Raw genomic sequence first — 26,778 nt, forward strand, 5'->3', positions numbered from 1 at the left:
AACTTTAACACAGCTTTCTAAAAATGCATTTTTACAGTTATTTAGTAAGTATATATTAAAATTTAACCCCAAAAAGTATTCGATTTTCATACCTCGCATTAAAACAAGAACGAGCAAAATCTAGCCGTAAAAAACGCCATTTACCAATACCTATATTATCTAAACCAATGGCAAATTCAGTATATGGTTTATTTTTTGCAGTAAACAATCCTTTAGCACTAGCAACCAAATAAAAATTCAACCTATTTAACAACGGCATTTTACTTAACAATGCTCCTTTAAAATTATACTCTCCATGCAATTCTGAAAACTTATCATTACTACTTAATTTATAATACGGAAGCATATAAAAACTATTTACATAATTATTTTTAGAAGTAACTAACAAACGGTTACCATTAAAATGAGCATAATCTATAAACGGAATATCTTTTTTTTCAAAAAACAACCCTGCTTTTGTTTTATATGTAAACTCACCCCAATTACCCAAGCTAACCTGTTGATATAGTTGCGAAAAAACAACATCAGAATTCCATTGAGTATTACCTGAGCCAAAATTCTTTTTATAACCAATATACAACGATGGGTATTTGCGATTAATAAGATTATATTTTCCATCAGGATAAGACAAGTATTTTTGCCCAAAATTAATGTTTGCTCCCAAAGAAAAAATCCACATATGATGTGGCGTAAATGCCGAAGTAAAATTATTTGGCTCTTGTGGGTTGTTAGATGTATAATCTACATTAGCTTGAGGAAACATAACATAATCGGTAGTATTATACAAAGGTTTTCTATTAGCAAATTCTAAAGAAGAAAACATCTGTATTCCATTAGTAACCTCTTCTGAAAAAGAAGCTTTAACAAAGGTTTTTTCATAAATTTTTAAATAATTTCGCTCAAATGCTATAGAACTTATCGTATTCCAAAACTTAGAAATTGGTTTTTTTGAGTTAAATTGCGGCGTAGCAACTCCTCCTGAAATAGTTAAAAAGGGTTTTGTTATATTATTCCATTGGTAATTAAAATAAGCTGTAGAACGCACTTTTTTTTCTGAAAAACCATAATTAATATCGGCACCAAAAGCAATATGGTTCTCTTTCTTATTAAATGATTTTAGATACTTAATTCCTACAGATGAATTCCAACCTTGTACCGTATTAAAATTTAGTTTTTCAATAGGTGATAAAAATTTTATCGACCACTTGTTATAAGAATCTTTATAGGTATAACCCGAAAGAATATCAAACGGTTTAAACTTATTGTTTTTCACATCGATAGAATCTAAATACTTTTTAGACTCTCTAAACGTTTTAATACTGTCTTTTAATTTATAATCTGATAGTTCCTCTGCCGTTAGAGCAACAGGTCGTATTTTATTCCAATACGCTGTGTCTTTTTTTGTAGCATTTTTAGCAAACGAAAGTATTTCTCTATTAAAAGTATTTTTAGTAAACTTAGTATTAAAATTGTAATTAGAATACACTGCCGAAAAACGCCCATTAAAATTAAACCCAAACATACCTGCTTTAAAATCAATAGTTTGAGTTATAGGCACCCATGCCTTATTTTTTATCGAAAAATTATAATTCTGTTTAATATGTAACGAATCAACCATAGGTGTACTTATTTGAGCACCTGTAATAATAACATCAGCTCCATAAACAGCCCAATCGCCTTCAACAATATAAATAAACCCACTAAAAACACGATCGTTTTTTCGTTTAGGTAACAGCTGAATTTTATTAATTAACCTTTGATTTTTATCGTAAAAAACACCTGCTAATTTATAATTATAATACCCAAAAGCTCCGTTGGCTATTGGTGAAATTACTTTAACATTTGCTAACGTAAAAGAATTTTGATAAAAGTTAAAATTTACACTTTCTGCCTGATTAAAAGAAATTCCGTTATCTTTTCCGCTAACTTTCGAGGCAATAATATGTTCTTTAAAATGATGAGGCTTTTTTTGAAAAGCAATTTTTGAAACTGTTTCAGATAAATATACCACACCACTTCTAGTAGAATCTAGCCCCCCTCCCACATCACCAACATCCTTCCCTAAAAATTTTTCAGGAAAGTTCTTTACCCTAAACAATCCGCGAGAATAAAAATCGGCGGTATATGCAGCAAATTTATCTGTATTTTTATCTTTATTAGCAATCGCTTTCCTAATAATTTTATTTGCAGTATTTTCTTTCGACGAAACTAACACTTCATTTAACACAACTTCTTGTTCGTTTAACACAACATTTAATATGTAAGGAAATGAATTAATTTCAACTGTTTTTTTAATGGTTTTATATCCTAACATTTGAAAAACTAAGGTATATGTGCCTTTTTTTGAAAGTGTTAATTCGTAATCTCCACTCGTATTCGTTGTTGTACCCGTAATGGAGTTTTCTAAATATATGCTTACAAAAGAAAGTGGATGGTTTTTGACATCAGTAACTTTTCCTTTAAGTTGACAAAAAACACATGAAGAGTATACTAAAAATAATACGGTTATATTTTTCATAGACATAAGTTAGCAATAACAAACATAGCTAAAAAACTTTATGCTAAATATCTAAGAAATATTAAATTATATATAATTATTTATTAAAAGAGCACACCATACAACATCACTTAACCGTATCTTTTTTTTGTTTCTTTTTGCCAAATAAACCACCAATTACATCAGTCACTTTTTTAACCGTTTGTGTTTTTATGTCTGTAGTATTAGTGGTTGAACTATCTTTCTTTTTATTTCCTAATAATCCATCTAAAGTATTATTTATTAAGTTCTTTTTCTGTTGCTCAATTAATTTTTGAGTTAACTTAGTAATTGACGAAGATAAATCTGTTGTTACAGAAGGATTTGTCATATCTCCTGTAATAACAGCAGTAACTGGCACGGTTATATTTTGCTGGTCTTTAGCACTTAATTTTGAAAGTAATGCTTGCACTTGATTACCCAAGTATTTCGCAGGCACATTAAGTGTTACATTATAGTTTATGGTTTTATCAAACCCATGACTACCATCAACAGTAATCCCTATATCTTTATATTTTAAATTGAAAGGTTTTACCGCTACTTGTCCATTTTTAAATGACACATAAGTTTTAACATCCGATAAATCAAGTTTAGTTAAATCTATAAACGATAATTTATCGCTCAACAAACTCAATACTTTTGTTTTATCTGTACGAATACTCGTGGTTAACAATTCTGCTAGGGCATTTCCAGAAATTGAAGCAAGATTTGGCGTAAAATCGCTATTTAAACTTCCCGACAAAGTAATATCTGAATTTAATTTTCCTTTCATTGCCCCTGCAATAGGGCTCAACACCTGTAGTAATTCTAGCCCTGTAAACGATTGTGCTATATCAAACGACTTAACACCTAACTTCATATTAAAGGTAGGTTGTTTTTGCTGGGTATTCACCTCTCCATTTAATCCTATTTGACCGTTAAAAATATTAGCATCTACATCTTTTAGAAGAGCTTTTTCATCTTTTAAAATCAATTCTCCTTTTACCTTTTCTAAAGTTAAATTATCATAATGTACCGTTTGGGCATTTGCAATTATAGAGCAGTCTAAAAAAGCAGGAATTTTTAATGATTCTGTGGGCTCATTATTTTGAGTGGATTCTTTTTTATTATCAACAGCATCAGTATTTTCTTCCATAAAATCACTCACATAAAAATTATTAGAGTTTACCGTAAAATTACCTTGCAGCTTGTTATCGGAAAGTAAAAAACCTAATAAATTTTTTAGGGTTCCCGTTGCATTTAAATCACTTTTACCTGTAGTAGCATTAAACTTTGACAATAAAACACGACCTGGAGTAAAATTAACCTCTGTATTTTTAATATGTATCGGGTTTACCATGTCTTTTGAAGAAAAAACAAAATTATGAACCTCCATTTTACCGTTATTTTTAATACGCTCTAAGGTATTATTCTCAATCGCCTTAACATCAAATTGTGTATGTAAATCTGCTTTTAAAATTCCGCTTAACTCATTTTTAAAATCGATAGGATATGCTTTATTAATATTAGCAAGATTTAATGTGCCTTTTAAGTCAGCATCTATTTTAGGATTGGTTGTTAAATTATACACCTTTCCATTTCCAGAAAAAACATCTTCATCTATTTTAAACGACAAATTATTAACCGCCATAAAAGTATTTTCGGTTTTACCCGTTGTGTTTTTTAGCTCTGCATCTATACGTATGTTTTCAACTCTTTTAGGTAAATCAGGATATTTAAATGATGCATTATCAGATTTCATTGAAATTGTTAGTTTCGGAATGTGATTATCATCAATAATTCCATTTATTTTTCCATTTACACTAAAGTTTCCAGAGGTAGCTACATTAGCAATATTTTTTGTGTATGTTTCAGGAATTAACCCTAAAAAATTTTTAAAGTCTGATGAAGGTGTTTTAAAATTAACATTAACTTCTTGATTGTTGTCGTTTATTTGAACATACCCATCAAAAACTAACGGAAGGTTATTAATTTTTGCTTCATTTTTTAAAAACGAAAACTTCTTGTTATTTAAATCTACTCCTAAAACCGCATCTAGTTCTATTTTTTGATTTTTAGCATACGCGTTTCCATCCATTGCAAAAGAAACCAAAGCCGTACTTTTTGTGTTTAATTCTGAATTTGACTGAGAAAAATCACCGCTACCACTATGGTTAAAATCAGCTAATTTAAAATTTAATTTACTTTGTTTATCGTTATAGTTAATTATTGAATTTGTAATTGCATACGAGTTGAGAGAAAACGTAAAAGGAGTTTGACTTTCTGGCTTAGTATCTTCTGCTTCAGCTACTTTTTCTATATTATAATTAGCCTCTCCTTTTTCGTTAATTAATACATTTACTAAAGCATTATCAACCGAAAAAGATTGAATATGTAATTGCTCTGACGTTTTTTTAAAAAGCTCGGTAAGTTTAAATTTTAAATTTACTTCTTTGGCGTAAACTAAAGTATCGCCTTTAAAAGGAGCATTATTAATTACCGTTATATTAGAAAGTTGTACCGATGCATTAGGAAAATTTCTAAGTAAACTCAGGTTTGAGTTGCTAAAATCAACTTGTGCATTTACATTATTATTAATAGTTGTTTTTATCAAATCCATTATTTTATCTTGAAACAAAAACGGAACACTGATAAGAATAATTAGAAAAGCAACAACAACCCCTAGTATTATTTTATATATCTTTTTCATAATGACTAAAATTTACCACACATATAATTAACGAACAAAGTTCAATAATTATTTACAAATAAAAAGTGAAGATAATTATAAATTTTGTTTTGGTAATTTTGCATCGATAAAACCGTATATCTTGATAAAAAAGCAAACCTATTCAAACCTTATTAAAACCGAAGCAAAACGTTTGGGTTTTTTAGATTGCGGCATTGCAAAAGCTGATTTTTTAGAAGACGAAGCTCCACGACTAGAAAAATGGCTTACCAATGGGTTTCACGGAAAAATGAGCTACATGGAAAATTATTTCGACAAACGTCTTGACCCCCGATTATTGGTCGACGGCGCAAAATCGGTAATTTCATTAAGTTATAATTATTTTCCTAAAAACGCTCAAAAAAAAGACAGCTATAAAATTGCAAAATATGCATACGGAGAAGATTATCACACAATCATTAAAAAAAAATTATTTGAATTATTAAGTACTATTCGCGATAAAATTGGCAACGTTAATGGACGTGCATTTGTAGACTCCGCCCCCGTTTTAGAGCGTGCTTGGGCAAAAAAGTCGGGGTTAGGATGGACAGGAAAACACACCTTACTTATTCAAAAAAAACAAGGTTCATTCTTTTTTTTAGCTCACTTAATTATTGACTTAGAACTCGAATACGACACCCCTTTTACCACCAACCATTGTGGCTCTTGCACCAAATGTATTGACGCCTGCCCTACCCAAGCCATTTTACCCAACAACACATTAGATGCCAGCAAATGTATTTCTTATGCAACTATTGAACTGAAAGAAAATATTCCCACAACATTTAAAAATAAAATGGAAAATTGGATTTTTGGTTGCGACATTTGTCAAGATGTTTGTCCTTGGAATCGTTTTTCAAAACCCCACAACGAACCTTTATTTAATGCTAAAGAAAACATGCTAGCGTTTACAAAAAAAGACTGGCAAGAAATTACCGAAGAAACTTTTAAAAAAGTATTTAAAAAATCAGCCGTTAAGCGAGCAAAATTTTTAGGTTTACAAAGAAATATTCAATTTTTACAAGATTAGCTTTTTGTAGATTTTCTTATTACTAAATCTGTATCTAAAACAAGCTCTTTAAATTGTATCGATTTATTTTTCTTTTTATTATTAATTTCTTTTAAAAGCAATTTAAATGCTTTTTTTCCCATAGCATACCCTGGTTGATCTATTGTAGTTAAAGATGGCGATATTACCGAAGACATAAACCAATTGCTAAACCCTACAATACTTATTTGTTCAGGAATTTTTATTCCCAATTTATTAAACTCTGCTATAGCACCAATAGCCACCAAATCAGTATTTATAAAAATACCATCTACATTTTTATGGTCTTTTAAAAGTTGTCTAGCGTAAAACCCACCTTCTTCAAAACTCATCTTATCTAAAACATACACTAAAGAAGCATCGTAAGTTAACCCATTATCAACTATTGCTTGTTTGTAGCCCAAAAATCTATCAATAGAATTCTGAGGCAATAAAGGCCCTCTAAAATGAGCTATTCTTTTACAACCAATATCAATCAAATGTTGAGTAGCTTGATAAGCCGCTTTTCTATCATCTATAATCACTTTAGAGCATTTTACAATTTTTGCTATTTTATCAAACATAACAAGAGGCGTTTCTTGCTCAAGAACTGAATTAATATGACTATAATCGGCAGTACCATTGGCTAAAGAAATCAATATCCCATCAACACGTTTACTTAACAATAAATCTATTTGTTTTTTTTCTAAATCATATAATTCTCCTGACTGAAGTATAATTACCAAATATCCTTTTTTTTCAGCCTGTGAAAGAATTCCTTTTATTACACTAGAAAAAAAATGATGTACAATCTCTGGAATAATTAGCCCAATAGTTTTCGATTCTTTAGTTCTTAAATTAACCGCAAACGAATTAGGCTTATAATTTAACATTGCTGCGGTTTCTTTAACCATTTTTTTTGTTTTCTTACTTACATCAGGATAATCTTTTAGTGCTTTAGAAACTGTAGTTACAGAAATTCCTAATTTCTCTGCAATAAGCTTTAAGGTTACTACCGCCATAGTTAAATTTAATAATAATTGCTAATATAATTAAAAAATCGAAAACGTTTTCGTAAAATCGAAAACGTTTTCGATTAAAAAAATAAACTATTATTTATTATCTAATGTTAAATTAGCCTTAAAACATTAACCAATTATTTACTAAATTAATAATAAAATGGAAAAAATAATGCAAATAAAAAAAATAGCGATTATGTTATTTTTACTTACTTCTGTAACATTAGTAGGGCAATCGACAATTTCTGGTACAGTAAAAGACCTAAACGGAGAGGCTATTCCTGGAGTAAATGTATATTTAAAAGGAACCTCTTTAGGAGCAAATTCTGATATTGATGGTAATTACGAAATTAAAAATGTAAGTAACGGAACATATACTTTAGTTGCTTCGTATGTTGGCTTTGATAATTTCACCCAACAAGTAACCATAAATTCTAGTAACATTACTGTAAATGCTACTATTAAAGAAAATTCAGAATCATTAGATGAAGTTATCGTAACTGGGGTAACAAATCCAAAGTCTAAATTAGAATCAAGCGTATCTATAACCACCATGAAGCCGAATGTAATTACTGAGTCGGCTCCAAGAACAACCGCTGAAATTTTTAGAACTATCCCTGGAATACGGTCAGAATCTTCAGGTGGCGAAGGTAACTCTAATATTGCTGTAAGAGGGGTACCTATTTCATCAGGAGGATCAAAATACGTACAATTACAAGAAGACGGATTACCCGTTTTATTATTTGGCGACATCTCTTTTGCAACTGCCGATATCTTTACACGTTTCGACTCTAACATTTCTAGAATCGAAGCAGTTAGAGGAGGTTCAGCATCAACAGAATCTTCTAATTCACCAGGAGGAATTATTAACCTTATAAGCAAAACAGGCAAAGTTAGTGGCGGTTCTATAGGAACAACTTTTGGGCTAGACTACAATTCTCTTAGAACAGATTTTAACTATGGCAGCTCTATTGACGAAAATCTTTATTTTCATCTAGGCGGTTTTTATAGAGTTGGAGAAGGCATACGTGAAACTGGATTTACCGCAAACAACGGAGGTCAGTTTAAATTTAATATTACTAAAGAGTTCGAAGGTGGTTATGTAAGATTAAGCGCAAAATATTTAAATGACAAAACAGCCGCATATTTACCAATGCCTATCGCAGTTTCTGGAACAAACAGCGACCCAACTTGGGAAGACGCACCAAATTTTAGTGCCACCAAAGGCACATCACACACACCTTATTTAACACAAAATATTGGTTTAGGTGCTGACGGACAACTAAGAAGAGGTTTTGTAAAAGACGGAATGAACCCTGTTTCTACCGCTATAGGACTAGATGCTTCTTTTGACCTAGGTGAAGGATGGAAAATAAAAAACAATGGGCGGTTTTCTGTAAATAATGGAAATTTTGTTTCTCCTTTTCCTGCTCAAGTAGCTACAGCCACAGATATTGGAAATTCTTTTGGCGCAGGAACAACATTAAAATTCGCTAACGATAATTCTACCGTATCTGCAAATAGTTTAGTTTCTAGAATACACATGTTTGATGTAGAATTAAACAACTTCAATAACTTTATGAATGATTTTAAGCTTACAAAATCTTTTGAAAACATTGATGTTACAATAGGGTACTTTAAATCAATGCAAAACATATCAATGTCTTGGTTATGGAACTCTTATTTACAAGAAGTAAGTGATGATAAAGCAAGACTAATAAATGCTTTTGATGCAAGCAACAATGCATTAAGCGATAACGGATTATATGCCTACGGAGTACCTTTTTGGGGTAACTGCTGTACAAGAAATTACGACACTCAATACAATGTTTCTGCTCCATACGCAAGCGTTTCTATTGTAGCTTCTGACAGACTTAATATAGACGGAAGTATTCGTTTTGACAGAGGTAAAGTAGATGGTTCTTTTGCTGGAACTGTACAAACCACCGTTGATGTAAATAACGACGGTAATATTTCAAACCCAGAAAAAAGTGTTTCTGCGATTGATAATGCAAATCCTACAGCAGTAAACTACGATTACAACTATGTTTCATACTCATTTGGCGCAAATTATAAATTAGACGACAAACAAGCCTTATTTGCAAGATATAGTAGAGGAGCTTCTGCTAAAGCTGACAGAATTTTATTTTCTGGATTAGATTACTTTGATGGCAATAAAATAAACGCTCTAGACTTTATTAATCAAGCAGAACTTGGTTATAAAAAAGGCTTTGAAAACGGAGCTTTGTACGCAACATTGTTTTATGCTAAAACCCAAGAACAAGGTGGCTTTGAAGCAACATCTAACAGTATTATAGAAAACGACTATAAATCGATGGGGGTAGAACTTGAGGGCTCATATAAACTCAGTGATAAATTTGGTATGAGAGGTGGTTTAACGTATACTAATGCTAAAATTAATTCGGGTAGCCTTGAAGGGAACACTCCAAGAAGACAACCTAAATTTATTTATAACGTAATACCTACGTATAGTTTTGGAGCCAAAAATCAAAACCTATTAGGTTTAAGTTTTATAGGACAAAGTAAAGCATTTGCTCAAGACGAAAACAAATTAGTAATGCCTGGTTTTGTTATCATAAATGGGTTTTTAAATGTTGGAATTACTCAAAATTTAAGCACTAATTTATCTGCAAACAATATTTTTGACACCTTAGGTATTACAGAATCAGAAGAAGGTAGTATAACAGAAGGTCAAGTAAACTATGTTAGAGCTAGACCTGTTCCTGGAAAATCTATATCTTTAGGAGTACGATATACATTTTAATTAATGCTTGATAAATAAATTTTGAATTAAAAGAAAAATAGTAGAGCCAATGACACTACTTTCATTGGCTCTTTAAATAACGCACTCTCTAAATTGCATATAAATCATGATAAAAAAACCAAATTTAAGTTTCTGGCAAATATTTAATATGAATGTTGGTTTTTTAGGTATTCAATATAGTTTTGGCTTACAACAAACCGCAGTAAATCCTATTTTTTCATTTTTAGGCGCCAATCACGGCGACTTACCCTTATTAAATCTTGCAGGCCCCGTAACAGGTTTAATTATTCAACCTATAATCGGTGCCATTTCCGATAAAACTTGGTCTCCTCGTTGGGGAAGAAGAAAACCGTTTTTTTTAATTGGCGCATTAATAGGCAGTTTGTGTTTATTTGCTTTCCCTTTTAGCCCTTCGCTTTGGTTTGCAGTAGGGTTATTATGGATTTTAGATGTTGGCAACAATATGGCAATGGAACCTTATCGTGCTTTTGTTGGTGACAAACTACCTAACAACCAGTTAAGTTTTGGTTACCAAATGCAAAGCCTATTTGTTGGGGCTGGTATAGTATTGGCAAATGCATCAATATTTCTTTTTCAAGATTGGTTTGGCGGCGTCGACGTTGAAAACAACTCAACTACAGGCATACCCAAATGGCTTTATTATTCATTTTTTATAGGCGCCATATTATCAGTAGCTACTATTTTATGGTCTGTTTTAAAAACACCTGAAATTCCACCATCTGATAAAGAATTAGAAGACATTAAAAAAGAGAAAGCGCTACCTCTTTTAGACCGAATAAAAAGGCCTTTTTTAGAAATTATTGTAGCCATTAAAGATATGCCTAAATTTATGTGGAAACTCTCGGGGGTTTATCTATTTCAATGGTACGCCCTTTTTATTTATTGGCAATTTATTGCGCCAATGTTTGAAGAAAATATTGGATTTAATAAATCAGAAGCTTTGAGTCAAGCTGCCAAAATGAACACCACTTATAATGTTTCAACAATAATTTTTGCTTTAGTTTTAGTGCCGTTAACATTAAAATTTGGCGGCAAAAAAGTATATGTTTTAAGTCTTTTTTTAACGGGTGTCGCCATGCTTAGCCTACCCTATATACACGACCCTTTGTTTGTACTACTGCCAATGATTTTATTTGGCATTGGTTGGGCAGCTATGATGGGCATTCCATACACTATGGTTTCGAAAATTGTACCACAAGAACGACGTGGCGTTTATATGGGTATTTTAAATATGATGATTGTAATTCCGATGGGAATTCAAACAGTAACTTTTGGCCCTGTAATGAAGTTTTTTTTAAAAAACAGTGCGGTAAATGCTATTTTATTTGGCGGATTCTTTTTTTTAATATCTGGCGTACTAGCCCTACGGCTTAAACAACCAAAAGCAAATACCGAAATTCAAAATAATTCAATTAAAGCCAATTCTTAATTATAACATAAACCCTTAAGATAAATAATTTTGACACAGAATATAAAAAACATAGATATTTTATGTGTTGGTGAAGTTTTAGTAGATTTTATTGGTCATCAAACAAATGTACTTATCAATAATACTAAAGATTACCATCGATATCTAGGCGGTTCTCCTGCAAATGTAGCCATGAACACTTCTAGACTGGGGTTACAATCAATTATGATTGCTACTGTTGGCAATGATGGTTTTGGAGACTATATTTTTAAAAAATTTGAAGAAATCAACATCAGCACAAAACATTTAAAAAAAACAAATCTTAAAAACACAAGCGTAATTTTTATATCTAAATCTAAAGGAACTCCTGATTTTATTCCTTACAGAGGAGCTGATTCTGAAATTTTAGAACATCAAATACCGAAAGAATTACTTTTAAAAACAAAAATATTTCATACCACTTGTTTTGCCTTAAGCAAACAACCTGCACAAACCACTATTTTAAAAAAGGCTAATGAAGCCTTTAATTTGGGTTGCCAGTTAAGCATTGATCTTAACTATGCAAAAAAATTGTGGAACAGTCAGCAAGAAGCCTTGACTGTAATTAAAGAATACTGCAAATTTAACCCCCTAATTAAAATTAGCGAAGATGATATGTATCGCCTTTTTGAAAAAAAATTACCCCATAAAGAAATCTTTGATTTTTTTCATAACCAAGGTGTAGAAATCGTATGCCTTACTCTAGGTAGCCATGGCGTTAAATTATCAAAAAAAGGAGACGACATTATAACATTACCTGCTATAAAAGTAGAAAAGGTAATCGATACAACTGGTGCTGGAGATGCTTTTTGGTCTGGTTTTTTATATGCTTATATCAACAAAAAACCAATAAAACAATGTTTAGAAATAGCTCTAAAACTAGCTGCTTTAAAACTACAAAATATAGGTCGGTTACCTAGCAATATCAATATTATATCAGAGTTACTATAAAATTAACCCAAACTAGAAACGTAAAATTATGATTACTCAAGGTGTAATGCTAAATGCATATCCAGATAGTATAGGAAAAACACTTTCTGACACTATAGCAATGCTTAAAAAAAAAGAATTTAAAAATGTATTTTCTTTGTTTTATGTATTACCTACTTTTTTTAATAGTGATTTAGACAGAGGATTTTCTATTATAGATTACAATCTTAACAAAAACTTAGTTTCAAAAACCGATTTAGAAACCTTAAAAACCCTCGGCATCGAATTAAAACTAGATATTGTTTTAAATCACTTATCTGTTGCCTCACCTCAGTTTAAAGATTTATTACAAAATGGCGAAAATTCTGAATTTAAAAACTTTTTTATTAATTGGAATGAGTTTTGGAAAAATAACGGAACCATTAATGATGAAGGAATTGTGATTCCAAAAAAAGAATTTCTCAATAAATTATTTATGAGAAAGTCTGGGCTTCCTATTTTAAAAGTTCCTTTTCCAGACGGAACTGAAAAACCTTACTGGAACACCTTTTACCAACAAATTGAATATAAAAAAATTACTCCTGAAAAACTAGTAATATCACAGTTAAACGGAACACAAAAATCACACCTCTGTAAAAAAATAAATAACGCTATTGACCAAAATAAAGATATAGCTAGCATCGATTTTAACGAACTCAACCAATATAAAACGCAAATTTTAAAAATTGTAAAGGCTAATGCTACCTTATTAGGACAAATGGATGTAAATGCCAAGTCTGACTTAGTTTGGAAATTTTATACCGAAACCCTCAATAAAATTAACAACTACGGGTGTAAAATACTTCGTTTAGATGCCTTTGCATATTTACATAAAGAAGTTGGGCAAACTAATTTTTTTAATACCCCTGGCACTTGGCAATATTTAAAAAAAATAAAAAAAATTGCCTCTAAAAACAACCTTATGCTTTTGCCTGAAATTCATGCAGAATATGGCGCAAAATTACACAATCAAGTTGCAGAAAAAGGGTATCATGTTTACGATTTTTTCTTGCCAGGGCTCATGATTCACACACTAGAAACAGCCTCTAATAAAGCACTTTTAAATTGGATTAACGAAATTATAGAACAAAAATATAAAACCGTTAACATGCTGGGATGTCATGACGGAATTCCTGTACTTGATTTAAAAGGTAAAGAAATAAACGGAAATTACAACAAAGGGTTATTGAAAGACGAAGAAATAGAAACAATAATAAACCTAATTATTAAACGTGGCGGAAGAGTAAAAAACCTATACAGCCCCGAAGGGAAAAAAATTTCGTACTACCAAGTAAATGCAACCTTTTTCAGCGCACTAGGCGAAAGTGAAGAAAAATTATTATTAGCAAGAGCTATTCAAATGTTTGTTCCGGGCATAGCACAAGTTTGGTATTTAGATATTTTTGCTGGCAAAAACAATTATCTTGCTGCAGACAAAGGTGGCAGTGCCGCTCATAAAGAAATAAATAGAACTACCCTGTCAAAAAAAAACATCGAAGCGGGTCTTAAACAAAACATTGTTATAAACCAGCTTAAAATTATGCAGTTAAAAAACACCTTAAAAGCTTTTTCTGGAAAAATAAAAATAAACCCCTGTGCAGAAAACGAATTAAACATTACTTGGTCTAATCAAAAAAGTTTTGCCCAGTTAAAAGCCAACTTAACAACGTACCGCTTTACCATTACTTATACAAAATCAGGAATAAATAAAACCTTAACTTTTTAATAAACTTATACCAAACTACTTTCTTTCACTTTAAAAAGAATAACTATCCGTTTTATCTTATTACTAAAACCCTATATTTGTAAGCTGTAATATTAGAATAGTAAACTTATGAGTGATTCTAGAAAAAGGCATGAAGCCCTACTATATCATGCAAAACCAAAACCAGGTAAAATAGCTGTAGTTCCTACAAAAAAATACGCAACCCAACACGATTTATCACTAGCCTATTCACCTGGGGTAGCAGAGCCTTGTTTAGAAATAGACAAAGACAAAAACAACGTTTATAAATACACCTCTAAAGGAAATTTAGTTGCCGTAATATCTAACGGAACCGCTGTTTTAGGTCTAGGAAATATTGGTCCTGAAGCCTCTAAACCTGTTATGGAAGGAAAAGGTTTACTTTTTAAAATTTTTGCAGATATTGATGTTTTCGACATCGAAATAGACAGTACCGATGTAGATAAGTTTGTTGAAACTGTAAAAGCAATTTCACCAACATTTGGAGGTATTAATTTAGAAGATATTAAAGCCCCCGAAGCCTTTGAAATTGAACGTCGATTAAAAGAAGAATTAGACATTCCCGTAATGCACGACGACCAACATGGTACTGCTATTATTTCAGCAGCAGCCCTAAAAAATGCTCTTGAAATAAACGGTAAAAAAATTGATGAAGTTCAAATCGTAGTTAATGGTGCTGGTGCAGCAGCAATTTCTTGTGCACGTTTATACCTAGCCTTAGGTGCTAAACGAGAAAACTTAGTAATGTGCGACAGTAAAGGTGTTATTAAAAAAAGTCGTGAAAATTTAAATGCTCAAAAAGCTGAGTTTGCTACTGACAAAGACGTTAGCTCATTAGAAGAAGCCATGCATAATGCCGATGTTTTTATTGGGTTATCTACTGGAAATGTGGTTACCCCTAAAATGTTATTAGCAATGGCAAAAAACCCCATTGTATTTGCAATGGCAAACCCTGAACCAGAAATAGCATACGATTTAGCCGTTGATACACGAGACGATATTATAATGGCAACTGGACGCTCTGACCATCCTAATCAAGTAAATAACGTACTTGGTTTTCCTTTTATTTTTAGAGGAGCGTTAGACGTACGTGCCACCAAAATTAACGAAGAAATGAAAATGGCTGCCGTACTAGCATTAGCAGATCTAGCTAAAAAATCGGTACCCGAGCAAGTAAACATTGTATATGATGAAATTAGTTTATCGTTTGGTAAAGACTATATTATTCCGAAACCATTTGACCCTCGATTAATATACGAAATACCCCCTGCTGTTGCTAAAGCCGCTATGGATTCTGGCATTGCAAAAGAACCTATTGCCGATTGGAAAGAGTATCGTGAAGAACTTATGGAACGATCTGGCACAGGAAGCAAAGAAGTGAGATTAATACACAATAGAGCCCGTCAAAACCCTAAACGAGTAGTTTTTGCAGAAGCCGACCATTTAGATGTATTAAAAGCCGCTCAGAGAATAGAAGAAGAAAAAATAGGAAAACCTATTTTACTGGGTAGAAAAGAAGTTATTTTAGAGCTAAAAGAAGAAATAGGCTTTACAGCAGATGTACCTATTATAGACCCAAAAACGGATGAAGAAAACGAGCGTAAAAATCGTTTTGGAGAAATTTTTTGGAAATCTAGACAACGTAAAGGAATTACCTTATTAGAAGCTAAAAAATTAATGCGAGAACGCAATTACTTTGCAGCTATGATGGTAAATTTAGGCGAAGCCGATGCCTTAATTACAGGATATTCTAGACCTTACCCGTCGGTATTAAAACCCATATTAGAACTAATAGAAAGAGATAAAGGGGTTACTCGTATAGCCGCAACCAATTTATTGCTTACTAAACAAGGACCTTTATTTTTAGCCGACACCACTATCAATATAAACCCATCTGCTAAAGATTTAGCAAAAATAACACAGCTAACCTCATCGCTAGCAAAAATGTTTGGAATGAAACCAAATGTTGCGATGCTATCATTTTCTAATTTTGGATCATCAAAATCTGAAAGCTCTACAAAAATTAGAGAAGCCGTTTCATATATCCACAGACATTTTCCTAATGTAGTAGTCGATGGTGAGCTACAAGCAGATTTTGCTTTAAATCCAGACTTATTAGCTAAAGAATTTCCATTTTCAAGATTAAATGGCAAAAGAGCTAACGTATTGATATTCCCTAATTTAGAATCAGCAAACATAACCTACAAACTAATGAAAGAGGTTAACGAAATAGAATCTGTCGGTCCTATTTTATTAGGCATGAGCAAACCCGTTCATATTTTACAATTGGGTGCTAGTGTTGATGAAATGGTAAATATGGCAGCTGTTGCAGTAGTTGACGCTCAAAACAGAGAACGTATATTAAAAAAAGAAGCAGCTATCTAAATTTTAAAAAAGAATTTTTTTTTCTACTTTAGAAGTCTTGAAACGGTAATGTATGATAACACAAATTAGTGGTAAATTAATTGAAAAAAACCCAACACATGTAGTAGTAGATTGTAATGGCGTGGGTTATTTATTACATATTTCGCTCAATACATTTTCGGCTATCCCTGATACCGAAGCCGTAACTTTTTACACTTACCTATCCGTTAGAGAAGATGCACACACCTTATTTGGTTTTATAAACAAAACCGAACGAGCTATTTTTAAATTATTAATTTCTGTTTCTGGTGTAGGCCCCACAACGGCTAGAACCATGTTGTCTTCAATGACAGGTGACGAAATACAACAGGCAATTGCATCAGAAAATGTCGCTGTAATTCAATCTGCAAAAGGTATTGGGGCTAAAACAGCACAGCGTGTTATAGTCGATTTGAAAGACAAAATACTAAAAACTTTTGCTATAGATGAAGTTTCGGCAGTAAAAAGCAATACTAACAAAGAAGAAGCGTTATCTGCTTTAGAGGTTTTAGGTTTTAATAAAAAACAAGCCGAGAAAGTAGTTGGTAATATTTTAAAAGAAGCACCTGATGCTTCAGTAGAAATATTGATAAAAAAAGCACTAAAAAACCTATAAGTAAGATTGAGAAAATTATTTTTAGATATACTATTTACAACACTTAGCCTTCTGTTAAGTTTCGTGCTTTTTTCGCAAACTAAAACGAAAAAAAGTAGTGCTTCAATTATTCAACGCGACACTGTTATACCGTTAAAATACAACTTTAAAAACAATAGTGTAGGTAATCTATTTTTAAATAACCCTTCTAAAACCACTATACAATACGATAGCCAACTTAATAAATTTGTAATCGTTGAAAAAATAGGCGATTACTATGTCAGCTCTCCTATTTTTTTAAGCCCTGAAGAATATGATAAATACCGTTTAAAAAACGATATTAAAGATTATTTTAAAGAAAAAGTTGCCGCTACAAACACCAAGAAAAAAGGGAATAATAACAATCAAAAAAACTTACTTCCTAAATATTATGTAAATTCTAAATTTTTCGAATCTATTTTTGGTAGTAATGCTGTTGAAGTAACGCCTAAAGGGCAGGTAAATATAAAACTTGGCACAAACTATCAAAAAACTGAAAACCCTCAAATTTCAATCGAAAACCAACGTAGTTTTACATTTGATTTTGACCAGCAAATTAGCGCCAGTTTACAAGCAAAGGTAGGTACTCGACTTAATGTTACTGCTAATTACGATACGCAATCTACATTCGATTTTCAAAATTTAATAAAATTAGAATACACCCCTACAGAAGATGACATCTTGCAAAACATTGAAGCGGGTAATATTAGCATGCCTATAAAAAACTCGTTAATAAATGGGGCGCAGGCCTTATTTGGGGTGAAAACTGAATTGCAATTTGGTAAAACTCATATTACAGCAGCTTTTTCGCAACAAAACTCCGAAAGCAAAACTGTTGTGGCTAGAGGTGGTGCTAATATTGAACCTTTTGAGCTAAGAGCAACTGATTACGATAATGATCGGCACTTTTTTTTATCACAATATTTTAGAGATACTTATAAAAACGCATTAAAAAATTATCCATTAATAGCTAGTCCGATAACGATTACAAAAATTGAGGTTTGGATTACCAATAAAAATACCAATGTAAAAGATTACCGAAGCATTGTTGCTATGGCCGATTTAGGGGAATCTAAAGACACCGATTTAGTAAATGCTTCTGTACAAGCAGATGCAAGCCCTGCACAAGTTTTTGTAAACGGACAACCTGCCAATTTACCCTATAACGAAGCTAACAATTTAAATACGTTATTAGAAGAAACGACTAACGGAATTAGAGATGTTTCTACCATTAATTCTGCTTACAGCAGTATTGGTGTTACCAATGTACAACAAGGTATAGACTATTCGTATTTGCAAAATGCCCGAAAACTACAACCCGATGAGTTTACATTACACCCTCAATTAGGGTTTATTTCTTTAAACAGAAGATTAAACGACGGTGAAGTATTAGCTGTTGCATACGAATATACTGTTGTTGGTGCTTCTAATAATAAAACTGTTTTTAGAGTGGGTGAATTTTCTAATGATGCTGTAGTTGCTCCTGCTAATATCGGAGTAAAATTATTACGTAGCGAAATTTTAACCACTACCAGACCTAATGATGAATCGCAATCTTTTCCTACTTGGCGGTTAATGATGAAAAACGTATATGCTCTAGGAGCTTATTCGCTACAAAGAGACGGATTTCGTTTTGAATTAATGTACCGAGACGATCAAACAGGTACTTTACAAAACACCTTACAAAATGCGACTACCCCAAATACAACCAATAAAACATTATTAAACCTCTTTAATCTAGATAAATTAGATCAGAGCGAATACGCTGTACCTGATGGTGATGGTTTTTTCGATTATGTAGAAGGTGTAACGGTAAACTCAGCGAAAGGATATGTTATTTTTCCAGAAACAGAACCCTTTGGTAACGATTTAAAAGAAGTATTAACTACTAATGCTGATCAAGAAAAATATACTTTCCCCGAATTATACTTAACCACCAAAGCTCAAGCAAAAAACGAATACCAACACAAAGATAAATTCTTTTTAAAAGGTTATTATAAAGCAGAAGGCGGCAGAGGTATTTCATTAGGCGCTTATAATATTCCTAGAGGATCGGTAAAAGTTACTGCTGGTGGAAGAACCCTTGTTGAAGGGATAGATTATGTAGTTGATTATAATTACGGAAGTGTACAAATTTTGGATCCAGGATTAGAGTCGTCAGGTATCCCTATAAATGCATCTGTAGAAAACAATTCATTTTTTAATCAACAACGAAAATCATTTATAGGAATTGATGTTGAACATCGTTTTTCAGATAATTTTATTCTTGGTGGTACTTTTTTAAATGTTAACGAAAAACCGATTACACCCAAGGTAAATTTCGGTGCTGAGCCTATTAACAATATTATGTTAGGGGTTAATGTAAATTATTCAACAGAAGTACCTTTTTTAACTAAATTAGCAAATAAACTTCCTTTTGTAGATACCGATGCAACTTCTAATCTATCCGTTCGTACCGACATGGCTTACCTATTACCAGGGTCGCCAAAAGGTATTGATATTAACGGCGCTGCAACTTCGTATATAGACGATTTTGAAGGCTCGCAAGTACCTATAAACATAGGCGCTCCTTCACAATGGTTTACCGCAAGCACACCTATTTCTCAAGGATTTAATGGTGAGGTTACCGATGATGTAAGTTATAATGATAAAAGAGGTCGATTAGCATGGTATAGTATTGACCAACTTTTTTACACCAAAGGAAGCAACAAACCTGATAATATTAATAACAACGAACTATCAAGAGAGGAATCTCGTCAAGTACGATACTCAGAACTTTTTCCAAATGAGCAATTAGACATTACCCAACTAAATTTTGTGCGAACCTTTGATTTAGCCTATTTTCCATCCGAAAGAGGGGCGTACAATTACAATAGCTCAACGGTAAATCCTGAAGATCGCTGGGCAGGTATAATGCGGCCATTAAATACTAATAATTTTGAGCAAGCCAATGTAGAGTATATTCAATTTTGGCTAATGGACCCTTACGACCATTATTCGTTAACTCAAGCCGAAGGGGTTCCTACAGGTATAAATCCTTCAGACCCAATCAACCAGGTAGGAGACCTATATATTGATTTAGGAAATATATCAGAAGATATTTTGCGTGATGGACGTAAACAATATGAAAATGGGTTGCCTCCAGATGGTAACAAAACTGGTACTAATATTATAAAAACCAATTGGGGTGACGTTCCATTTAACCAATCTGTTTTATATGCCTTTGATGCCGATGAAGGGGCTCGGGTGCATCAAGATTTAGGGCTAGATGGGTTAACCGACGATGAAGAGCGCGAAAAATATCCTGCATTTGCTGATTTAAAAGATCCTGCTGGCGATAACTTTCAATATTTTAGAGGTAAAAATCTAGATGCTGAAAATGCCTCAATAATAACACGATATAAATATTACAACAATACTCAAGGTAATTCACCTACAGCAAATCAATCAACCGAATCCTATCCAACTTCTTCAACTACCTATCCAGATATCGAAGATATTAATAAGGATCAAACCATGAATTCGGTAAATAGTTATTTTGAATATAAAATATCACTAAATAAAAACAATTTAGTAAAAGGAACCAATAACATTGTAGATAAAAAAACAACTACTGTTACCCTTGAAAACGGAACCACTAGAAGCACTACGTGGTATCAATTTCGAATTCCAATTCGTAATGTAACCGACGCTCAAAAAATAGGAGGAATTACCGATTTTAACAGCATTCGTTTTATGCGCATATTTTTAACCAAGTTTAAAATGCCTATAGTATTGCGTATGGGAGAATTAGAATTGGTTAGAGGCGATTGGCGACGATATACAAAAACTTTAGACCCTTCGGTTACACCTCAAGAAAATCTGACTCCTGAAGAAGTTAATAATTTTGAAGTAGGTGTAGTAAATATTGAACAAAACGAAAATCGTTATGTTTTACCTCCAGGTATTGAGCGAGAACAATTACAAGGCACAAATAGAATTCAAGCACAAAACGAGCAATCAGTAAGTTTAAAAGTAACCGATTTACCAAGCAATAAGGTTAGAACAATATATAAAAACATTAGTATTGATTTACGTAGATACAAAAATTTAAAAATGTTTATCCATGCCGAACCTATACATGGAAGCAATGTGCAAAATGGTGATATGGCTGCCATTATTAGATTAGGTACCGACTTAAACGAAAATTTTTATCAAATAGAAATGCCTTTAAAGCTATCTACTACAAATAGTTTAGTTCAAACCGATGTATGGCCCGAAGCAAATAATTTAAACGTATTATTAGAAAAACTAGGAAAACTAAAATTACAACGCGATGCTGCTGGTTTAGCTGTAAATCAAATATACCCTGCCCCGTCTACAGATGATGCTAACCAAATGACTATTCGAGTAAAGGGAAACCCAACCCTTGCTGCAATACGAACCGTAATGCTAGGGGTAAAAAATAATTCAAATACAAACCAAAGTGCCGAAATTTGGTTTAACGAACTACGCTCATCTGGATTTGATAATAAAGGAGGTTGGGCAGCCGTAATTAATGCCGATGCTAATTTAGCCGACGTAGCTAATTTATCATTATCAGGAAGCATGTCTACTATGGGCTTTGGTAACGTAGAAGACAGAGTACAACAAAGAAGCATTGAAGAGGTAAAACAATACAATGTATCTACGAGTTTTCAATTAGGTAAAGTAATGCCTCCTAAATGGAACATGCAAATACCAATGAGCTATAGTTACGGTGAAGAATTTAGAGATCCCGAATTTGACCCTCAGTACCAAGATGTGAAATTTGAAGATGCAAAAGATCTAAACCCCAACAGTAAAAACGCACAAGACTATACCCGTAGAAAAAGTATTAGTTTTACCAATATAAAGAAAAACAGAAATACCGAAAGTAAAGAAAAACCTAAATTTTACGATGTAGAAAATTTCTCTGTCTCATACAGCTTTAACGAGGAGTTTCATAAAGATTATAATATTGAAAACTCTTTAAATCAAAACGTTATGGCCAGTGCTAGTTATAATTTTAATTTTAACCCTTGGTCGTTTGAACCTTTTAAAAAATCAAAAAAACTGTCAAGCAAGTGGTTACAATTAATTAAAGATTTTAACATTAATCCTGTGCCTAGTTTATTTTCGATAAATTCAAATGTTAATAGAAATTATAACGAACAACAATCTAGAAATTTAATTGATATTGGGCTATCTGCACAACCTACCTTAAAACAGCGTAGATTTTTGTTTAATTGGGATTATGCTATTGGTTTTAATCTAACAAAATCATTACAATTAAACTTTAACACCTCAAATAATTATATATACGATAGCTTTGGAAGAGAAGAAGATTTAAATATTTTCGACAAATTTTTTACTGTCGGACGCCAAGACCATTACCATCAAACCCTAAACGGAACCTATAAAATACCTATAAATAAAATACCTATATTAAATTTCATTACTGCAGAATACGGCTATACCGCAGATTTTGATTGGAAAGCAGCTTCGCAAAGCTATGTAAACCAAGTAGGTAATATGGTTCAAAACTCAAACGAACACAGTTTAGGCGGAATGTTAAATTTTGATAGGTTTTACAAAAATATTCGCTTAGAAAAACTATTTGTAAAAAATAAACAAAGAAAAAATGCCTCTACAGGACAAAAAATAGCCAAAGGATTCTATGATGTACTTAGCATGGTTAAAAGTGCTAAAGTTAATTATACCGAAAGCAACAAAACCTTGTTACAAGGATATATACCTACAGTTGGATTTTTAGGCAGAGACAATTATAACGGAGGGTTAGCCCCTTCTTTAGGATTTGTTTTTGGTAGCCAAACCGAAATTTTAAACACCGCTATCGAAAACAACTGGCTAATTACTCGTGATCCCAACAATATAAACGATGCTTACACAAACAAAAACTATAACAAATCGTTTAGTAATAAATTAAATTACAACCTTACTGTAAAACCTTTTAAAAATTTTAACATCGATTTACAAGCTAACAACATTAAAAATAGCATAGTAAATAGACAGTTAGATGTTATTGGAGACTATAATACCTCTACAAACCAATACGAAAACAGAACATTAAACACAGACATTAAATCTTTTGAAACAGGTAATTTTAGTACTAGTTATTTTATGCTAACTACTGCTTTTAGTAATAGTGATGCTTTATTTCAAAAATTTAGAGATTATAGAACTACCCTATCTAACAGATTATCTGCTGAAACAGGATTACCCAACACCACAGATGCGGGTTATAGAAAAAACGGACAACAAACCTTACTACCAGCCTTTATAGCTGCCTATTCTGGTAAAAATCCGAATACTGTAAATACAGGTATTTTTAAAAATTTCCCTCTTCCTAATTGGACCTTCCGTTATAGTGGTTTTATGAGTAACAAATGGTTTAAAAAGAATTTTTCATCATTTTCTATATCACACGGTTACAAATCAACCTACACAATTGAAGGATACACAAACAATCTACTATACGAAGCAAACAACCCTAGCGCTACTAATTCAGCAACAGGCAATTATCAACCAAAATTATTAATTAATAGCACAACATTAATTGATGAATTTTCTCCTTTAATCAGTGTAAATTTAAAAACCCTAAGTTCATTATCTTTTAAAGGAGAAATAAGAAAAGACAGAACGTTAACACTTAATTTCAACAATAACACATTAACCGATATTAAAGGAACCGAATACGTTTTTGGTTTTGGATACCGAATAAAAGATGTAAAAGTTAATACCCGTTTTGCAGGAAAAAAAGAAACTCTTAAAGGAGACATTAATTTAAGAGGTGATATTTCGCTTAGAGATAATATTACTCAAATTCGTTCAATCGAAATTGAAAACAATCAAATTACGGGAGGTGAAAAGTTATTTGGTTTTAAATTTTCAGCAGACTATAATTTAAATAAAAACTTAACCGCTTCTTTTTATTACAACCATCAAACCTTTAATTACGCTATTTCAACCACTTTTCCGAGACAAGCTATTAATGCCGGAATTAATTTAACATATAACTTAGGAAATTAACAAACATAAATTTATAAATAAAAACAATTACAATGAACATTCCATCTGAATTAAAATACACAAAAGACCACGAATGGGTTAAAATTGAAGGAGACATCGTAACCATAGGTATTACAGCTTTTGCTCAAAACGAATTAGGCGATATTGTTTATGTCGATATTGACATCTTAGATGAAACCGTTGAAAAAAATGAAGTTTTTGGCTCAGTAGAAGCGGTAAAAACAGTATCAGACTTATTTATGCCTGTAACAGGAGAAATTATTGAATTTAACGAAGCTTTAGAAGACGAACCCGAACTAGTAAATAAAGACCCTTATGGTGAAGGCTGGATGATTAAAGCAAAAATTAACGATACTAACGAGCTAGAAGAATTACTAGATGCTAAAGCATACGAAGAACTTATTAACCAATAAAAACTTTTACATAGCCTTATTTATTACCTTATTAATCTTGTTTTTAAGTTTAATAAGAATAGGTAAATTGCCCATAAACTTTTCTAATATAGATAAAGTTGAACATACTATTGCCTATTCCGTTTTAACCTTAACATGGTTAATTGCTTTAAAAAAACAGCTTTCTCGTAAAAAGACCGTATTTATAGTTGCATTCGCATGTATTATTTATGGCATAATTATTGAGATTTTACAAGGTGTTCTCACTTCTTACCGAACTTTTGACTATTTTGATATGATAGCAAATTCGGCTGGAGTTTTGATAGCCTTAACTATTTTTTTAATTTTTTTCAATAAAAAACAAGGTATTTAATATTTATACTTGTATAAGTGAAAAAAAAATAAGTAAATTAGCGAACTGTATAAAAACTTTTTAGGATGGAAATTAAAAAAAATCCAAAATCAAATTTAGAAAACTATAGCAAGTTATTTATGTTAATCGGGTTAGTTTTAGCCCTATTTATAACATATGTTGCTATGGAAAATAAAACATACCAAAAAAAAGCAGCTCAATTAGGAGCAGCAAATATGTCGAATGACATTGATGAAGAAACGCTAGTTATTCAAAAAACAGCACCACCACCACCACCCGCTAAAGCACCACCACCACCACCACCTGTAAAAATAGAAAAGGTAGAAGATGATAAAGAAGTAGAAGAAACGGTAATAGAAACTACCGAAACTGACGAATCTGAAGCTGTTGAAGTAGAAGAAATTCAAGAGGCTGGTGATGATGAACCTGAAATAGTAGAAGATGTTCCTTTTGCTATTATCGAAGAGGTTCCTGTTTACCCTGGATGTAAAGGTACGAAACAGCAAAAAACAGAGTGTTTAAATAAAGAGTTACAAAAATTTATTCGTAGAAACTTTAATGCAGACTTAGCAAATGAGTTAGGGTTGTCACCAGGTAGAAAGCGAATATATTTAATTTTTAAAATTGATAAAGATGGTAGTATTACTGACATCAATGCAAGAGCGCCTCACCCTAGATTAAAAGAAGAGGCTATAAGGCTTGGTAAAAAATTACCTAAAATGCAACCTGGTAAGCAAAGAGGCAAACCCGTAAGAGTTGGTTATACACTTCCAATTACTTTTAATGTGGAATAAGAAACCTAAATAAACCAATAAAAAATGCAGCTATTCGGCTGCATTTTTTATTGGGTAATATTACAATTTTAACATCCTAAGTTCTAAAACATTTAAACAAACGCAACTTTTGAATTTTTATTATTAAAGACAAATAAATCAAACCCTAAAAGATTTATATTGTATTTTTACCTTAAAATAACAACTACTTTATCATGGAATATTTTGCTCACGAAACTGCAGTAATAGATCACGGATGCACCATTGGAAAACAAACCAAAATTTGGCACTTTAGCCATATAATGCCTGAGGCTATAATTGGTCAAAATTGCAATATTGGTCAAAATGTAGTGGTATCACCACAAGTTATTTTAGGCAATAATGTAAAAATACAAAATAACGTTTCTATTTATACAGGTGTTATTTGTGAAGACGATGTTTTTCTAGGACCTTCAATGGTGTTTACCAATATAACAAACCCAAGAAGTGCAATAAACAGGCGCAATCAATACAAAACCACTCTTGTAAAAAAAGGAGCTAGTATAGGTGCTAATGCAACCATAGTTTGTGGTAATACAATTGGCGAATATGCTTTAGTTGGCGCAGGTGCTGTAGTTGTAAAAGAAGTTTTACCTTATGCCTTAGTTGTTGGAAACCCTTCAAAACAAATAGGCTGGGTCAGCCAATACGGACATCGATTAATATTTAACAATGAAAATATAGCTATCTGCCCTGAAAGCAACGAAAAATACCAATTAAAAAACAATCGTGTTTTTAAATTGTAATATCTAACCCTATTATTTCGATTAAATAACCGAAGTAGCTTTTATATAAAATAATGAAAAAAAAATATTTTTATTTTCTAAAAAAGTTTTATATTTGAGAAGTGGTTTTTTAA

The 26,778-nt window shown here is 32.0% G+C and carries 15 protein-coding genes; 12 read left to right on the top strand and 3 right to left on the bottom strand.

All coding sequences use genetic code 11. The annotated features are described in order from the left end of the window. Positions 1-55: 55 nt before the first annotated feature. Complete coding sequence (locus tag AB2B44_RS02695) at positions 56-2,518, bottom strand: DUF5686 and carboxypeptidase regulatory-like domain-containing protein (RefSeq protein WP_369048007.1); 2,463 nt, start codon at positions 2,516-2,518, stop codon at positions 56-58. 106 nt (positions 2,519-2,624) lie between these two features. Then, positions 2,625-5,225: an AsmA-like C-terminal region-containing protein gene (locus AB2B44_RS02700; protein WP_369048008.1), complete on the bottom strand. Its 2,601-nt coding sequence runs from the start codon at positions 5,223-5,225 to the stop codon at positions 2,625-2,627. Between the two features lie 121 nt (positions 5,226-5,346). On the opposite strand from AB2B44_RS02700, the gene queG reads away from it, so the two are divergent. Continuing rightward, positions 5,347-6,273 (top strand): tRNA epoxyqueuosine(34) reductase QueG, encoded by a 927-nt coding sequence (gene queG / locus AB2B44_RS02705; protein ID WP_369048009.1) that lies wholly within the window; start codon positions 5,347-5,349, stop codon positions 6,271-6,273. On the opposite strand, the gene AB2B44_RS02710 is transcribed toward queG, so the two are convergent. After that, positions 6,270-7,292 (bottom strand): LacI family DNA-binding transcriptional regulator, encoded by a 1,023-nt coding sequence (locus AB2B44_RS02710; protein WP_369048010.1) that lies wholly within the window; start codon positions 7,290-7,292, stop codon positions 6,270-6,272. The two genes, queG and AB2B44_RS02710, sit on opposite strands and share 4 nt — an antisense overlap. A gap of 157 nt (positions 7,293-7,449) precedes the next feature. Here AB2B44_RS02710 and AB2B44_RS02715 point away from each other — a divergent pair, with 157 nt between their 5' ends. The 11 genes from AB2B44_RS02715 to AB2B44_RS02765 all read left to right on the top strand — a co-directional run bounded on the left by AB2B44_RS02715 (position 7,450) and on the right by AB2B44_RS02765 (position 26,665). After that, a complete protein-coding gene (locus tag AB2B44_RS02715; RefSeq protein WP_369048011.1) occupies positions 7,450-10,074 on the top strand; it encodes a TonB-dependent receptor in 2,625 nt (874 codons plus the stop codon). A 103-nt stretch (positions 10,075-10,177) separates the two neighbouring features. Next, on the top strand, positions 10,178-11,524 hold the full coding sequence (locus tag AB2B44_RS02720; RefSeq protein WP_369048520.1) for an MFS transporter: 1,347 nt from the start codon (positions 10,178-10,180) through the stop codon (positions 11,522-11,524). 30 nt (positions 11,525-11,554) lie between these two features. Beyond that, positions 11,555-12,493 (top strand): carbohydrate kinase family protein, encoded by a 939-nt coding sequence (locus AB2B44_RS02725; RefSeq protein ID WP_369048012.1) that lies wholly within the window; start codon positions 11,555-11,557, stop codon positions 12,491-12,493. A gap of 28 nt (positions 12,494-12,521) precedes the next feature. Next, positions 12,522-14,237: a glycosidase gene (locus AB2B44_RS02730; RefSeq protein WP_369048013.1), complete on the top strand. Its 1,716-nt coding sequence runs from the start codon at positions 12,522-12,524 to the stop codon at positions 14,235-14,237. A gap of 108 nt (positions 14,238-14,345) precedes the next feature. Continuing rightward, a complete protein-coding gene (locus AB2B44_RS02735; RefSeq protein ID WP_369048014.1) occupies positions 14,346-16,640 on the top strand; it encodes an NADP-dependent malic enzyme in 2,295 nt (764 codons plus the stop codon). A gap of 52 nt (positions 16,641-16,692) precedes the next feature. Beyond that, entirely contained in the window at positions 16,693-17,274 is a 582-nt protein-coding gene (ruvA, locus tag AB2B44_RS02740) for a Holliday junction branch migration protein RuvA (RefSeq protein ID WP_369048015.1), read from the top strand. 6 nt (positions 17,275-17,280) lie between these two features. Beyond that, complete coding sequence (gene sprA, locus AB2B44_RS02745; protein WP_369048016.1) at positions 17,281-24,342, top strand: cell surface protein SprA; 7,062 nt, start codon at positions 17,281-17,283, stop codon at positions 24,340-24,342. Positions 24,343-24,374: 32 nt separating this feature from the next. Next, positions 24,375-24,755 carry a glycine cleavage system protein GcvH gene (gcvH, locus tag AB2B44_RS02750; RefSeq protein WP_369048017.1) on the top strand — a complete coding sequence of 127 codons (381 nt, stop codon included), beginning with the start codon at positions 24,375-24,377 and terminating at the stop codon, positions 24,753-24,755. Continuing rightward, a complete protein-coding gene (locus tag AB2B44_RS02755; RefSeq protein WP_369048018.1) occupies positions 24,721-25,107 on the top strand; it encodes a VanZ family protein in 387 nt (128 codons plus the stop codon). The genes gcvH and AB2B44_RS02755 overlap by 35 nt, the downstream gene beginning before the upstream one ends. Before the next feature lie 65 nt (positions 25,108-25,172). Beyond that, complete coding sequence (locus tag AB2B44_RS02760) at positions 25,173-25,901, top strand: energy transducer TonB (protein ID WP_369048019.1); 729 nt, start codon at positions 25,173-25,175, stop codon at positions 25,899-25,901. Positions 25,902-26,095: 194 nt separating this feature from the next. Next, positions 26,096-26,665, top strand: coding sequence for a DapH/DapD/GlmU-related protein (locus AB2B44_RS02765; protein ID WP_369048020.1), 570 nt, complete (start codon positions 26,096-26,098; stop codon positions 26,663-26,665). Positions 26,666-26,778 lie beyond the last annotated feature (113 nt).

Origin of the sequence: Tenacibaculum sp. UWU-22 (assembly GCF_041021355.1) — a bacterium.
GTDB lineage: Bacteria > Bacteroidota > Bacteroidia > Flavobacteriales > Flavobacteriaceae > Polaribacter.